The sequence below is a fragment of the Bradyrhizobium sp. Pa8 genome, assembly GCF_052588265.1.
Map to the genome: position 1 here is coordinate 7,626,449 of NZ_CP176767.1, position 13,595 is coordinate 7,640,043.

Consider the following 13,595-nt stretch of genomic DNA (forward strand, 5'->3'; position numbering starts at 1 on the left):
CATGCCTCCTGCCATTCCCCTTGCGACCTATCGGCTTCAGCTCACCGCGGACTTCGACTTCGACAAGGCCGCCGCGGTCGTGCCTTACCTTAGGGCACTCGGGATCACGCATCTCTACGCCTCGCCGGTGATGAAGGCGCGCAAGGGCTCGACCCATGGCTACGACACCGTCGACCACAGCCAGTTCAATCCCGAGCTCGGCGGCGAGGCCGGCTTTGCCCGGCTGAGCGACGCCCTCACGCAGCACGACCTCGGCCTCATCATCGATTTCGTGCCGAACCATGTCGGCGTGCACTTTGCCGACAATCCCTGGTGGCTCGACGTGCTGGAATGGGGCCAGGCCTCGCCGCATGCGGTTTCCTTCGACATCGACTGGGATCAACTGGCCTATCGTGCCCGCGGCGGCGTGCTGCTGCCGATCCTCGGTTCGCCCTACGGCGAGGCGCTGGAGCGCGGCGACATCGAGCTGCGCTACGATCCCGATGAAGGCAGTTTTTCCGCCTGGTATTTCGAGCATCGCCTGCCGATCGCGCCGGAACGCTATGGCGAAATGCTCCGCGTGATCGTGAAGGAAGCTGACGCCGCCGAGACCGAGGCCGGCAAGCGCCTGCTTGCGCTCGCGGCCCGCTACACCGGGTTGCGTCGCCCCAACCGCAGGGAGGCGCCCGGCTTCAAGGCGGAGCTCAAGGAGATCGCAGGCAGCGCCGACATCATCGTGCGCGGCCTCGCCGCCTATCGTTCCGCCAAGGATCGTCCGGCGCAGACGCTGGCGCTGCATCATCTGCTGGAGCGCCAGCACTACAAGCTCGGGCACTGGCGGCTCGCCTCCAGCGACATCAATTATCGCCGCTTCTTCGACGTCAACGGGCTTGCGGGCTTGCGCGTCGAGGACGCGAGCACGTTCGCCGCCACGCACCGGCTGGTGAAGCAGCTCATTGCCGACGGCAAGCTGCAAGGCATCCGCCTCGATCACATCGACGGCCTGCGCGATCCCGCACAATATTGCCAGCGGCTGCGCCGGCTGGTGCGCGACGCGCAAGGCAACACCAAACCGTTCTATACCGTGATCGAAAAGATCCTGTGCGAGCACGAGCGCCTGCCGCATTTCGCCGGCGTTCAGGGCACCACGGGCTATGAGTGGATGAACGTCATCACCCATGTTCTGGTCGACGCGAAAGGGCTGGAGGCGCTGAACGAGACCTGGCGGCAGATCAGCAACCGTCCGCCGCGGCTGGCGCCCTACGTCAAGGACGCCAAGCGGCGCGTGCTGGAGACGCTGCTCACCAGCGAATTCACCGTGCTGACCCGCCTGCTCGCGCGCATCGCCAACGGGCATTACTCGACCCGCGACTTCTCCGCCGACAGCCTGCGGCAGGCGCTCGAATTGTACGTGCTGCATTTCCCGGTCTATCGCACCTATCTGACGCATAGCGGCCCGACCGCCCTCGACCGCAAGCTGATTGAGGACACCATCGAACGGGCTCGCGCGGAATGGTTCGCCGCGGATGAAGGCATCTTCGACTTCCTGCGCGACGCGCTGACGATGGACCTGCTCAAGCCCGGCCGGCCTCCGCATAGCGCTCCGCGGGTGCGCCGCTTCGCGCTGAAGGTGCAGCAGTTCACGGGACCGATGATGGCGAAGTCGCTGGAGGACACCGCCTTCTATCAATTCCACCGGCTGCTCGCCCTGAACGAGGTCGGCGGCGATCCCGCGAGCAATGGCCTCACGATACCTGCCTTCCACGAGGCCATGCGCGCACGTGCCAAGGAATGGCCGCAAGGGATGACGGCGACCGCGACCCACGACACCAAGCGCGGCGAGGATGCCCGCGCGCGCATCGCGGCGCTCAGCGAGATTCCCGGCGAATGGACCAGCGCGGTGGCGCGCTGGAAGGTGCTGAACGCGCCGCGCCTCGCGCTCAACGGCAATCTGCGCGCCCCTTCGGCGACGTTCGAATACATGCTCTACCAGACCCTGCTCGGCGCCTGGTCGCTCGGGGAGCCGGCCGATGCCGGCTTCGTCGAGCGCATCCAGGCCTACGCGCTCAAGGCCGCGCGCGAGGGCAAGGAGGAGACCAGCTGGCTCAACCCGCACGAGGCTTATGAGAACGGCGTCGAGAGCTTCATCGCGAAGATCCTCGATCCAGCGCAATCCAGCGAGTTCCTGGAGGCGCTGCAAACCCTGGCACGTCGCGTCGCGCTGCTCGGCGCCTTGAACTCGCTGAGCCAGCTCACGCTCAAGGCGACACAGCCTGGCGTGCCGGACTTCTACCAAGGCACCGAATACTGGGACCTGTCGCTGGTCGATCCCGACAACCGCCGCCCGGTGGACTTTGCCGCGCGGCAGACGGCGCTGATGTCACTGGAAGCGCCGGACTGGCGCGGGCTGATCAAGACCTGGCCGAACGGCCAGCTCAAGCTGGCATGGACGCGGCACCTGCTCAAACTGCGCAACGAACTCGCCGATGTGTTCGCGCAGGGCGAGTATCAGCCGCTGCAGGTCCGGGGCGCGCACGCAGACCACGTCATTGCCTTTGTCCGCCGACACGGCCGCACGGCTGCGATCGTCGTGGTCGGGCGCCAGCTTGCGCCGTTCACGCAAGAGGGCCGACAATGGCCCGCGTTCGAGGACGTTGACGCGACGATCGAGGTCACCGGCTACACCGGGCCGGGCTTTGCCGGCAATCGATTGCCGCTCGCGCAAGCCTTCCGGGATATTCCCGCTGCGGTCATCGAAGCACGCGCCGCCAGCACGGCGAGACCCAGGCAACAACGCGCTCGGAGCTGACGGCTACTTTCCCCCGTCCTTGGTCAGCAACACCTGCCCGCGCTTGCGGATGGTCGCCTGCGCCATCTCGGCGAAGCGCTGCAACAGCCACGGCAACACAACCTCAACCTTGACGTGGTCGTCGGCGACATCGACCTGGCCGCTCGCGATCTGCCCGAGCGCGCGGATGCGAAAATTCATGCTGTCGCCGTTCCAGCGCTCCTCCTCGACCTGCATCACGGGAATGCTGGCGGCGGCGCGGCCGAGCCCGGCCTTGAGCCGGCGCACGGCTTCCTCGCGGCCGAGACGATGCGGAATGGAGACGACAAGCGGTGCTGACATGGCCCTGCCCTGCGGTGACTGATCCTCACATAGTCATGCCGCCTGGACTGGCAAAGGTTCCATGCAAGTTGGCCCCGTTCGCCGTGTTTCATCGTGGGAACTATAAAACCTGCGGCAAGTTGCCCTCGCACCACGGGACAGGTGCAAACGACCCTTTCAACAAAGGGCTGGAGGAGACTAGCATGTCTATCGGTACGATCATTCTGATCATTTTGGTCATCGCGCTGCTCGGCGGCTTCAGCGGTATCGGCGGCGGCCCGTTCTATGGCACCGGCTATTACGGCGGCGGCGGCCTCGGACTCGTCATCGTCATCCTGCTGATCCTGCTATTGCTGGGTAGAATCTAGCAACCCAGCGAGCGGCTCGTAGGGTGGGCAAAGGCGCTCTTGCGCCGTGCCCACCTTTTCGTTCGGAGAGCAGGATGGTGGGCACGCTTCGCTTTGCCCACCCTACAAGTGTCGCGCCCGTCGTACGGACTTACTTCATCTTCCCGGCCAACTTCTTCGCCGCCGATTTGATCGAGGCGGCCGCGTCATCGTAACCATCCCACGCCTTCGAGCGCGCCAACAGACCCGGCACCGTCCGCACCGTGTACCGCTTCGGATCGAGATCACCCTTCACCTGCGCCCATGTCACAGGCACCGACACGGTCGCGCCATCGCGCGCACGGGGCGACAGCGGCGCCACCGCCGTCGACAGGCGGTCGTTGCGCAAATAATCCAGGAAGATCTTTCCGTTGCGCAGCTTCTTTGACATGTTGAGCAGATAGCGCTCGGGATCGTCGTCGGCCATCCACTGGCAAACGCCTTGCGCGAACGCCTTGGCCTCCTTCCAGCTCACCTTGTCGCGCGCACCGTGGAGCAGGGGCACCACCACGTGCAGGCCCTTGCCGCCGGTGGTCTTGCAAAAGCTCTCCATGCCGACGTCGGTGAGGCGCTGCCGCATCTCCTTGGCGGCGTCCACGACATCGGCGAATTTGACGTCCGGCGCGGGATCGAGATCGAACACCAGCCGGCCCGGCGTATCGTAGGCGTTCGGGGCACAATTCCAGGGATGCAGCTCGACACCGCCGATCTGCGCGACCGCGGCAAGCCCCTCGACGCGATCGACCTGCAAGTACGGCTTGCGATCGCCCGAGACTTTCGCGAGCTCCAGCAGGTTCGAGGTGCCCTGCATGGCATGGCGCTGGAAGAATTTTTCACCACCAATGCCGTCAGGCGCACGCACAATCGAACAGGGGCGCCCCTTGATGTGCTCGATCATCCAGGCGCCGACGGCCTCGAAATAGCGCGCGAGATCGAGTTTTGTGACGCCCTCGCCGTCCCCGCCATCCGGCCATAGCTCCTTGTCCGGCTTCGAGATGACGACACCCATCACCTCGGCCGTGCCGGCATCCTTGCGCTTGCCTGCCTTCGGCACAGCACGCTTCCTGGCCAACGGCTTTGCGAGTTCGGTATCCGCGGGTGTTTCCGCCTCGACCTCCTTGGCCGGCTTGTCCTGCCGCAAACCCTTGAAGGCGGCCTGGCGGATATTGCCGTCGGCGGTGAAGCCGGCGAACTCGATCTCGGCGACGAGCTCCGGCTTCAGCCAGTGCACGTCGCGCGTCTTTTTCGGCGCGTTCTTGCCGCCGAAGGGGCTTTGCCTGGCCTCCATGGCCTTCAAGGACGGCATGATGCGCTTGACCGTGTCCGCGCCGAAGCCCGTGCCGACCATGCCGACGAAGGCGAGATCATCGCCGCGGTGCACGCCGGCCATCAGCGAGCGGAATTTGCCGTTGGTGGTCTTCCAGCCGCCGATCACGACCTCATGGCCGGCGCGGCATTTGGCCTTGGTCCAGCTTTCCGTTCGCCCCGACCGATAAGGTGCATCGAGCTTCTTCGACACCACGCCTTCGAGCTCGAGCTTGCAGGCCGATTGCAGCACGGCATCGCCGCTGCTCTCGAAATGCTCGACATAGCGGATTTGGCTCGATTTCTTCCTGCCTGCGTCCAGGATTTGCCTGAGGCGGCTTTTGCGCTCGCCGAGGGGCAGGCGCCGGCAATCGAGCCCCTCGGCGAACAGGAGGTCGAAGGCAAAGAAGATCAGGTCCTCGGTCTTGCCGTCCGACAGCGCGGCCTGGAGCGAAGAGAAATTCGGCGCGCCGTTGTGATCGAGGGCGACGATCTCGCCGTCGATCATAACGTCGGGAAGCTCCCCCGCCTCCTTCGCGATGGCTGCGAACTTGTCGGTCCAGTCGAGGCCCTTGCGCGTCTTCAGCGTCGCCTCGCCGTCCTCGACGCGGAGCTGGACGCGATAGCCGTCGAACTTGATCTCGTGGCACCAGCCGTCGGCCGCCGGCGGCCGCTCGACCGGGGTGCAGAGCTGCGGCGCGACGAAGTCCGGCATCTCCGAGACTCTCTTCGCGTTTGTCGCGGTCGTCGCTTTCGTCTTTGCGCCCGTCCCGCGCTTCAACACCGCGCCGGGCGCCGGCCTGACGGTGCGCCCTTTCGGCTCCTCGACACGATTGGACTGCCAGACCGCATCGGCCTTGGCACCCTTCGCCAGCATGAACGGTTTTGGCGCGCGCCCCTTGCCATCGGCGATCTGCGCCATCGCGCGGCCGGAGGCCACCGACTTGTCCTCGCTGAGAATGTCGTCGCTCTCGCTGGCATATTCGTCGCGATGCTTGATCAAGAGCCAGTTGGTGCGCTTGCCCCCGGTGCGGTCATGCCTCATCCGCACCAGCACCCAGCTTCCATGCAGCTTGTCGCCGTGGAGCGTGAACTTGAGGTCGCCCTTTTGGAAGCCGCGCTCGGGATCCTCGGACTCCCAGGTGCCGCGGTCCCAGAGCATGACCGTGCCGCCGCCATACTGCCCTTCGGGAATCGTGCCTTCGAAATCGCCATAGTCGAGCGGATGGTCCTCGACCTCGACCGCCAGCCGCTTGTCATGCGGATCGAGCGAGGGTCCCTTGGTGACCGCCCACGACTTGAACACGCCGTCGAACTCGAGCCGCAGATCATAGTGCAGCCGCGTCGCGTCGTGCTTCTGGATCACGAAGCGCCGCTGCGTCGATGGCGCCACCGCGGTCTTGCCCGACGGCTCCGGTGTCTTCTCGAAATCGCGTTTCTGTCGGTAGGTGGAGAGTTTTCGCAGCACGACCGGCCCCGCATTCTCTTTCGGCGTTGAAGCCTATCACGGCAAAAGTCCCACCCGGAACCAAAACCCGATGGGGCGGTTGGGGTTCCAAAATGCCTTGGAACGCTGGAGAACGGAATGGCCCCGCGCGCCTATTGGAAAGGAACGTTAAAGCTCTCGCTCGTCAGTTGCCCGATCGTGCTCTATCCGGCGACCACAGCGGCCGAGAAGACGCGGTTTCACATGATCAACCGCGAGACCGGAAACCGGCTCAAGCAGCAGATGGTGGACTCCGAGACCGGTGACGTGGTCGAGAGCGACCAGAAGGGACGCGGCTACGAGCTGCGCAAGGGCAAATATGTCGAGATCGAGCCGGAGGAGCTCGAGGCGGTCCAGATCGAAAGCAACCACACCATCGACATCGAGAGTTTCGTGCCGAGCGACGAGATCGACCAGCGCTATCTCAATCATCCCTATTATATCGCGCCCGACGGCAAGGCTGCGGTCGATGCTTTTGCCGTGATCCGCGACGCCATGAAGGACCAGGACCGCGTGGCGCTCGCCAAGATCGTGCTCACCAACCGCGAGCACATCATCGCGATCGAACCGCTCGGCAAGGGTCTGCTCGGCACCACGTTGCGCTTCCCCTATGAGCTGCGCGACGAGGACCAGTTCTTCGACGACATCAAGAGCCCCAAGATCACCAAGGACATGGTCGAGCTCGCCGGCCACATCCTGCATACCAAGGCCGCACATTTCGACCCGAGCAAGTTCAAGGACGAGTACGAGACCGCGCTGAAGGCGCTGGTGAAGCGCAAGGCCAGCGGCAAGACAATCGAGCTGCCGGAACGCGAGGAGCGCCCGAGCAACGTCGTCAGCCTGATGGACGCGCTGAAGCAGAGCCTGAACGGACGCGGCGGGAAGAAGACGGCGGCGAAGTCCCACGCGCGTCGTGCCACCGGGGGGCGGCGCAGCGCGAAAAAGACGCACCGGTCGACGGCGCGGCAGAGAAAGGCGGGGTAGCCCCTCATTCCGGGGCGATGCGAAGCATCGAGCCCGGGCGTGACGGCCGGAGAAATGGATTCCGGGTTCGCGCTGACGCGCGCCTCGGAATGACGGCTGGAGTCATTCCCCCGCCTTCAGCCGGTACCCGATCCCCGTCTCCGTCAGCACATATTGCGGGCGTTCGGGGTCGGCTTCGATCTTCTGGCGGAGCTGGCGGACATAAACGCGCAGATATTGCGCGTCGGTGAGCTCGTCCCAGAGCTCCTTGAGCAGGAAACGATGGGTCAGCACCTTGCCGGCGTGTTGCACCAGCACGCGCAAAAGATCGTACTCCTTCGGCGACAGTTTGACGTCGCGCTCGCCGACCTTGACGATGCGGCGCACGAGATCGACGGAGAGGTCGCCGGTGCGGAATATCGGACGTTCACCCTGTACCTGGAGCTGGTGCCGCAGCGCGGCGCGCAGGCGCGCCAACAGCTCGTCCATGCCGAACGGCTTTGTCAGATAATCGTCGGCGCCGAGATCGAGCGCCTGCACCTTGCCGGCCTCGTCGCCGCGGCTCGACAGCACCACGATCGGCACGCCCTCGTTGCGGCCGCGGATGGTGCGCAGCAATTCGTGGCCCTGGATGTCCGGCAGGCCGAGATCGAGAATGATCAGCGCGGGTTCTTCAGCGAGCTTCTCGAGCGCGGTCCTTCCGTTCGACGCTTCCAGGATCTCGTAGCCTTGCGTCGAGAGTCCCATCCGCAGCAATTTTCGGATCGGCGGCTCGTCGTCGATGACCAGAACCTTGATCGGGGCGGCGCTCATGCGGCGGTATCCAATGCGTGGGTCCGTGCCGGAACGGGCAGCCGGATGGTGAGGATCGCGCCGCTGCGGTCGCCGCGGTTGGCGGCCGAGATCGTGCCCTGCATCGCCTCGACGAAGCCGCGGGAGATGGCGAGCCCCAGCCCGGTGCCGGGACGGACATGGTCGCCCTTCTGCACGCGATAGAACTTGTCGAACACGCTCTCGAGCTCGTCAGGCGGAATGCCGCCACCCTGGTCGGCGATCTCTAGCACAACATGATTCCCCTCGCGCCGGCTGCGGATCGAGATCGTCGTCTCGGGCAGCGAATATTTCGCGGCATTGTCGAGCAGATTGAACAGCACTTGCTCGAACAGCACGGCATCGAGCTGAAGCATCGGCAGATCGGCAGCCAGCACCAGTTCCACCTTGTGCGCCGTCAATATCTTGCTCGCACGCCGCAGCGCGCTGCCGACGATCTCGCCGAGATCGTGCAGTGCCGCGTTGGGCACGATGGCGCCGGATTCGAGCTTTGTCATGTCGAGCAGATTGGCGATGAAGCGGTTGAGGCGCTCGGACTCGTCGATCACGGTGGCGAGCAGATCGCGCTTCTCGGTGTCGGACAAGGCACCGGCGAGATCGCGCATGGTCGAGGCGGCGCCAAGCACGGAGGCGAGCGGCGTCTTGAGATCGTGCGAAATCGAGGTCAACAGCGCAGAGCGCAGCCGTTCGGATTCGACGGTGCGCTTGACGCGATCCACGTCCTCGACCAGCAGCACGCGCTCGATTGCCAGTGCGCCCTGGTCGACGAGTGCATCGAGCAGCCGGCGCTGGTCCGGGGTCAGCAACGGGCCGGTCCGATCATTGTCGATACCGATGACGCCGATGGGACCACGCCCGGTGCGCATCGGCAGGAACAGCCGCTTGGCACCTGGCAGCGTGTCCGAGCCGCGGCCGGCGGGACGATCATTGCTCCAGGCCCAATTGGCGGCGGCGAGATCGGCCTGGTCGATCTGGTCCTCGGGCGGATAGCCGGACTTCACCGTGAGCAGCCCTTCCTCCGGCAGCAGCAGGACCACGCGAACCTTCAGCATCAGCGCAGTTTGATAGGCAGTTGCCCAGAGCACATCGTCGAGCGTGCCGGTGCCCGTGAGCTTGCGGCTGAACGCATAGAGCTGCTCGGTCGTGCGGATGCGGCCGAGCGCGGTGTCCGCCTGCGTGCGCACCCGCCCGGCGACGTTCGACACCACGAAAGCGATCAACATGAAAAAGAAGAACGCCGCGACATTGGTCGGGTCGGTAATCGTGAAAGTGTAGACCGGCGGCAGGAAGAAGAAGTTGTACGCCAGCGACGCCGCGACGCTCGCAAGGAGCGACGGCCACAACCCGTAGCGAACAGCCACGGCGACAACCGCGGTCAGGAACATCAGGTCGACGTTTTCGATACCGAAATACGGCTTGATCGCCACCGCTGCGGCAAGGCCGAGCACGGTGATCCCGAGCGCCTTCAGATAGGGACGTGCATCAAACGCCTCTGCCCGTACCGCCGTCTGAACCGCCGTCTTCGGCGCCGGCTCGGCCGCGAGCTCATCGCCGGGAATGACGTGAACGCTGATATTGCCGGCACTGCGCACGAGATCATGCACGACGGAGCCGCGCGTCAGTTCGAACCACCGCGAGCGCGTCGATTTCCCGATCACGATCTGGGTGACGTTGTTGCCTTGCGCGAAGTTGATGACGTCGTCGGCGATGCGGCGGCCGACAGCGGGAATGGTCAGCGCTTCACCGCCCAGCGATTCGGCAAGCCGCAGCGTATCGGCGAGACGGTCGCGTTCCTCGTCCGAAAGCTGGAGCGACCGCCGGGTCTCGATCGAGATCGCGGTGAATTGCGCATGCAGCCGGTCGGCCAGCCGTTTGGTGTAACGGACGAGCCCGGCCGCGCGCGGATCCTCGCTGATGCAGACGAGGATGCGCTCGCCCGCGGCCCATGGGCCGGCGATGGCATTCGCCTGCATGTGATTGAGAAGCTGCTCGTCGACCCGCTCGGCCGTACGCCGCAGCGCCAGCTCGCGCAGCGCGGTCAGATTGCCCGGCGAGAAATAGTGCTCCAGCGCCCGCTCGGCCTGCTTGGGCACATAGACCTTGCCCTCCCGCAGCCGCTGGATCAAATCGTCGGGCGTGAGGTCGATCAGCTCGATCGCATCGGCGCGGTCGAAGACCGAGTCCGGCACGGTCTCGCGCACCCGCACATGGGTGATCTGGGCGACGACGTCGTTCAGGCTCTCGATATGCTGGATGTTGACGGCGGTGTAGACGTCGATGCCGTGGGACAGCAGCTCCTCGACGTCGAGATAGCGCTTGGGGTGGCGGCTGCCGGCGGCATTGGTATGAGCGAGCTCGTCAACCAGCGCGATCCGGGGGCGGCGCTCGATCACGGCATCGAGGTCCATCTCCTCGACGATCTGGCCGCGGTAATCGAACCTCTTGCGCGGCACCACCTCGAGCCCGCGCACCAGCGCCTCGGTCTCGGCGCGGCCATGGGTCTCGACAAAGCCGATCACCACGTCGATGCCCGCCTTGCGCCTGGCATGGGCGCTTTGCAACATCTCGTAGGTCTTGCCGACCCCGGGGGCGGCGCCGACGAAGATCTTCAGCTTGCCGCTCGCGCTCTCCTCCCGGCGCGCGGCCTCAAGCAGCGCCTCAGGGGACGGACGTTGTTCGGAATCGCGGCGCTCTCGGACCATCAGGCCAATATAATCATCCGCCCGCCGCGAGCCTAGACCGCTATTTCGCGGCAACGCGATCGAGCGCGAGGTTCAGTGCCAGAACGTTAACCCGCGGTTCGCCAAGCAGGCCGAGCAGACGGCCCTGGGTGTTGGAAGCCACGAGCTGCTGGACCTGATCATCCGGCAGATTCCGCGCCTTCGCCACCCGCGGCACCTGAAATTGCGCCGCTTCCGGCGAGATGTCCGGGTCGAGGCCGCTGGCCGAGGTGGTGACCAGGTCGACCGGCACGGCGGCGGTCGGATTTTCAGCTTTCAGCTTGTCCACGTCCTCCTTGAGCCGGTCAGCCAGCGCCTTGCTGGTCGGGCCAAGGTTGGAGCCGCCCGAGTTGGCCGCGTTGTAGGGCGCCGACACCGTCTTGGTCGAATCATTCGGGTCCGGCGCCAAAGTCGCCGAGAGGCGGCCGTGGAAATATTTGTCCTCCTTGAACTCCTGCCCGATCAGGGCGGAGCCGATCACCTTGCCATCCCGCTCGATCAGGCTGCCCTGCGCCTGTGCGGGGAAGATCGCACCGGCAATAGCGGTCATTGCGAGCGGATAGGCCAGGCCGGTGATGGCGGTGAGCACGAGCAAGAGAACAATGGCGGGGCGGATTTCTCTGAGCATGTTAGGTCTCCAAATCTTTCGTCAATGCGCGGGGCGCGGTGCGCCCCGCGACGACGATCAGGCCAGGTGCAAGGCGGTCACGACGAGATCGATCGCCTTGATGCCGATGAAGGGAATGAGGATTCCACCCAGGCCGTAGATCAGCAGGTTGCGACGGAGCAACGCGCCGGCACCGACCGCGCGGTAGGCGACGCCTTTCAGCGCCAGCGGGATCAACGCGATGATGATCAGCGCGTTGAAGATGATCGCCGACAGGATGGCGCTCTGCGGGCTCGACAAGTTCATGACGTTGAGCACGTTGAGCTGCGGGTAGAACGCCAGGAACATCGCCGGGATGATCGCAAAATACTTTGCGACGTCGTTGGCGATCGAGAACGTCGTCAGCGCACCGCGTGTCATCAGCAGCTGCTTGCCGATCTCGACCACCTCGATCAGCTTGGTCGGGTTGGAATCGAGGTCGACCATGTTGCCGGCCTCGCGGGCGGCCTGGGTGCCGGTGTTCATGGCGACGCCGACGTCGGCCTGGGCAAGCGCCGGCGCGTCGTTGGTGCCGTCGCCGCACATGGCGACCAGCTTACCCTTGGCCTGCTCGTCGCGGATCAGCTTGAGCTTGTCCTCGGGCGTTGCCTGCGCGAGGAAATCATCGACGCCCGCCTCCGCCGCGATCGCAGCGGCCGTCATCGGGTTGTCGCCGGTGATCATGATGGTGCGGATGCCCATGCGGCGCAGTTCTGCGAAGCGCTCGCGGATGCCGCCCTTGACGATGTCCTTGAGCTGGATGACGCCGAGCAGCTTGCCGTCCTTGGCGACCGCAAGCGGCGTTCCGCCTGCTTTCGATATCTCGTCGGCAATGGTCTGGACTTCACGGCCGACGTCGGAAAGCACCGCAGACTGGATGGCGCGCGCGGTGTTGCCGGAGGCAACGGCCAGCGGCGCACCGCCGCCGACATAGTTGAGCATGGCATCGACCGCGCCCTTGCGCACCGACGAGCCGCCGGCATCGACACCGCTCATGCGGGTTTGTGCCGTGAACGGAATGAAGGTAGCGCCAAGCTCGGCCATGTCCCGGCTGCGAATGGAATACTTCTCCTTCGCCAGCACGACGATGGAGCGGCCTTCCGGCGTCTCGTCGGCGAGCGAAGCGAGCTGCGCCGCATCGGCGAGCTCCTGTTCGGTGACGCCGCGCACTGGACGGAACGCGGTGGCCTGGCGGTTGCCGAGCGTGATCGTGCCGGTCTTGTCGAGCAGCAGCGTGTCGACGTCGCCGGCAGCCTCGACCGCGCGGCCGGACATCGCCAGCACGTTGAAGCGGACCAGGCGGTCCATGCCGGCGATACCGATCGCCGATAGCAGCGCGCCGATCGTGGTCGGGATTAGCGTCACGAACAGTGCGACCAGCACAACCACCGAGATCGAGCCGCCGGCATAAGCCGCATAGCTCGGAATGGTGACGGTGGCGAACACGAAGATGATGGTGAGGCCGGCGAGCAGGATGTTGAGCGCGATCTCGTTCGGCGTCTTCTGCCGCTCGGCGCCCTCGACCAGCTTGATCATGCGGTCGATGAAGGTCGAGCCCTGCGCCGCTGTGATGCGGACGCGAATCCAGTCGGACAGCACCTGCGTGCCGCCGGTCACCGCCGAGCGGTCGCCGCCGGACTCGCGGATCACGGGCGCGGACTCGCCGGTGATGGCGGCTTCGTTGACGGAAGCGACGCCTTCGATCACCTCGCCGTCGGAGGGGATGACGTCACCGGCCTCGACCAGCACGATGTCGCCGACCTTGAGGCTCGTGCCGGGCACGAGCTTGAAGGCCTGGCCGGCACCGGTCAGGAGCTTGGCCTGGCTCTCGGTGCGGGTCTTGCGCAGAGATTCCGCCTGCGCCTTGCCGCGGCCTTCGGCGACGGCCTCGGCGAAGTTGGCGAACAGCACCGTGAACCAGAGCCAGAGGATGATCTGGAACGTGAAGCCGAGGTTTCCCCCGCCGCCCACGAGGTCGCGCAGGAAGATCACCGTGGTGAGCGCAGCCACGATCTCGACCACGAACATCACGGGGTTCTTGATCATCAGCCGCGGGTCGAGCTTGGTGAAGGACGCGCTGATCGCGGGCAGAACGATCTTGGGATCGAGCATTGCCGACATCGGGGCACGTTTTTGCAGTTTCATCGTATCCATGGAGGTCACTCCAAAC

The 13,595-nt window shown here is 65.3% G+C and carries 9 protein-coding genes; 3 read left to right on the forward strand and 6 right to left on the reverse strand.

The window, feature by feature from the left end; translation table 11 throughout:
• The first annotated feature begins 1 nt into the window (after position 1).
• A complete protein-coding gene (gene treY, locus ACKWRH_RS36145; protein WP_445217422.1) occupies positions 2 to 2,788 on the forward strand; it encodes a malto-oligosyltrehalose synthase in 2,787 nt (928 codons plus the stop codon).
• Positions 2,789 to 2,791: 3 nt separating this feature from the next.
• On the opposite strand, the gene ACKWRH_RS36150 is transcribed toward treY, so the two are convergent.
• Positions 2,792 to 3,109, reverse strand: a complete 318-nt coding sequence (locus ACKWRH_RS36150) for a polyhydroxyalkanoic acid system family protein (RefSeq protein WP_445217423.1) — start codon at positions 3,107 to 3,109, stop codon at positions 2,792 to 2,794.
• Positions 3,110 to 3,291: 182 nt separating this feature from the next.
• On the opposite strand from ACKWRH_RS36150, the gene ACKWRH_RS36155 reads away from it, so the two are divergent.
• Positions 3,292 to 3,456, forward strand: a complete 165-nt coding sequence (locus ACKWRH_RS36155; RefSeq protein WP_007595743.1) for a DUF3309 family protein — start codon at positions 3,292 to 3,294, stop codon at positions 3,454 to 3,456.
• A gap of 130 nt (positions 3,457 to 3,586) precedes the next feature.
• Here ACKWRH_RS36155 and ligD read toward each other — a convergent pair whose 3' ends face one another.
• A complete protein-coding gene (gene ligD, locus ACKWRH_RS36160) occupies positions 3,587 to 6,247 on the reverse strand; it encodes a DNA ligase D (RefSeq protein ID WP_445217424.1) in 2,661 nt (886 codons plus the stop codon).
• Between the two features lie 117 nt (positions 6,248 to 6,364).
• Between ligD and ku the strand changes: the two genes are divergently transcribed.
• Positions 6,365 to 7,249 carry a non-homologous end joining protein Ku gene (gene ku, locus ACKWRH_RS36165; protein ID WP_445217425.1) on the forward strand — a complete coding sequence of 295 codons (885 nt, stop codon included), beginning with the start codon at positions 6,365 to 6,367 and terminating at the stop codon, positions 7,247 to 7,249.
• 102 nt (positions 7,250 to 7,351) lie between these two features.
• Here the strand turns inward: ku and ACKWRH_RS36170 are convergent, their stop codons facing one another.
• The 4 genes from ACKWRH_RS36170 to kdpB are packed head-to-tail and all read right to left on the reverse strand — an operon-like array spanning position 7,352 to position 13,579.
• Complete coding sequence (locus ACKWRH_RS36170) at positions 7,352 to 8,041, reverse strand: response regulator (RefSeq protein WP_445217426.1); 690 nt, start codon at positions 8,039 to 8,041, stop codon at positions 7,352 to 7,354.
• Complete coding sequence (locus ACKWRH_RS36175; protein WP_445217427.1) at positions 8,038 to 10,761, reverse strand: DUF4118 domain-containing protein; 2,724 nt, start codon at positions 10,759 to 10,761, stop codon at positions 8,038 to 8,040. Before ACKWRH_RS36175 ends, ACKWRH_RS36170 begins: the two co-directional genes overlap by 4 nt.
• A 40-nt stretch (positions 10,762 to 10,801) precedes the next feature.
• Positions 10,802 to 11,407 (reverse strand): K(+)-transporting ATPase subunit C, encoded by a 606-nt coding sequence (locus tag ACKWRH_RS36180; RefSeq protein ID WP_445217428.1) that lies wholly within the window; start codon positions 11,405 to 11,407, stop codon positions 10,802 to 10,804.
• Between the two features lie 57 nt (positions 11,408 to 11,464).
• Positions 11,465 to 13,579 (reverse strand): potassium-transporting ATPase subunit KdpB, encoded by a 2,115-nt coding sequence (kdpB, locus tag ACKWRH_RS36185; RefSeq protein ID WP_445217429.1) that lies wholly within the window; start codon positions 13,577 to 13,579, stop codon positions 11,465 to 11,467.
• Between the last annotated feature and the right edge of the window lie 16 nt (positions 13,580 to 13,595).

Excerpts from the sequence above, each read along its gene's own strand:
- treY (WP_445217422.1), top strand. The coding sequence starts at position 2 with ATGCCTCCTGCCATTCCCCTTGCGACCTATCGGCTTCAGCTCACCGCG.
- ACKWRH_RS36150 (WP_445217423.1), bottom strand. The coding sequence starts at position 3,109 with ATGTCAGCACCGCTTGTCGTCTCCATTCCGCATCGTCTCGGCCGCGAG.
- ACKWRH_RS36155 (WP_007595743.1), top strand. The coding sequence starts at position 3,292 with ATGTCTATCGGTACGATCATTCTGATCATTTTGGTCATCGCGCTGCTC.
- ku (WP_445217425.1), top strand. The coding sequence starts at position 6,365 with ATGGCCCCGCGCGCCTATTGGAAAGGAACGTTAAAGCTCTCGCTCGTC.
- ACKWRH_RS36170 (WP_445217426.1), bottom strand. The coding sequence starts at position 8,041 with ATGAGCGCCGCCCCGATCAAGGTTCTGGTCATCGACGACGAGCCGCCG.
- ACKWRH_RS36175 (WP_445217427.1), bottom strand. The coding sequence starts at position 10,761 with ATGGTCCGAGAGCGCCGCGATTCCGAACAACGTCCGTCCCCTGAGGCG.
- ACKWRH_RS36180 (WP_445217428.1), bottom strand. The coding sequence starts at position 11,407 with ATGCTCAGAGAAATCCGCCCCGCCATTGTTCTCTTGCTCGTGCTCACC.
- kdpB (WP_445217429.1), bottom strand. The coding sequence starts at position 13,579 with ATGGATACGATGAAACTGCAAAAACGTGCCCCGATGTCGGCAATGCTC.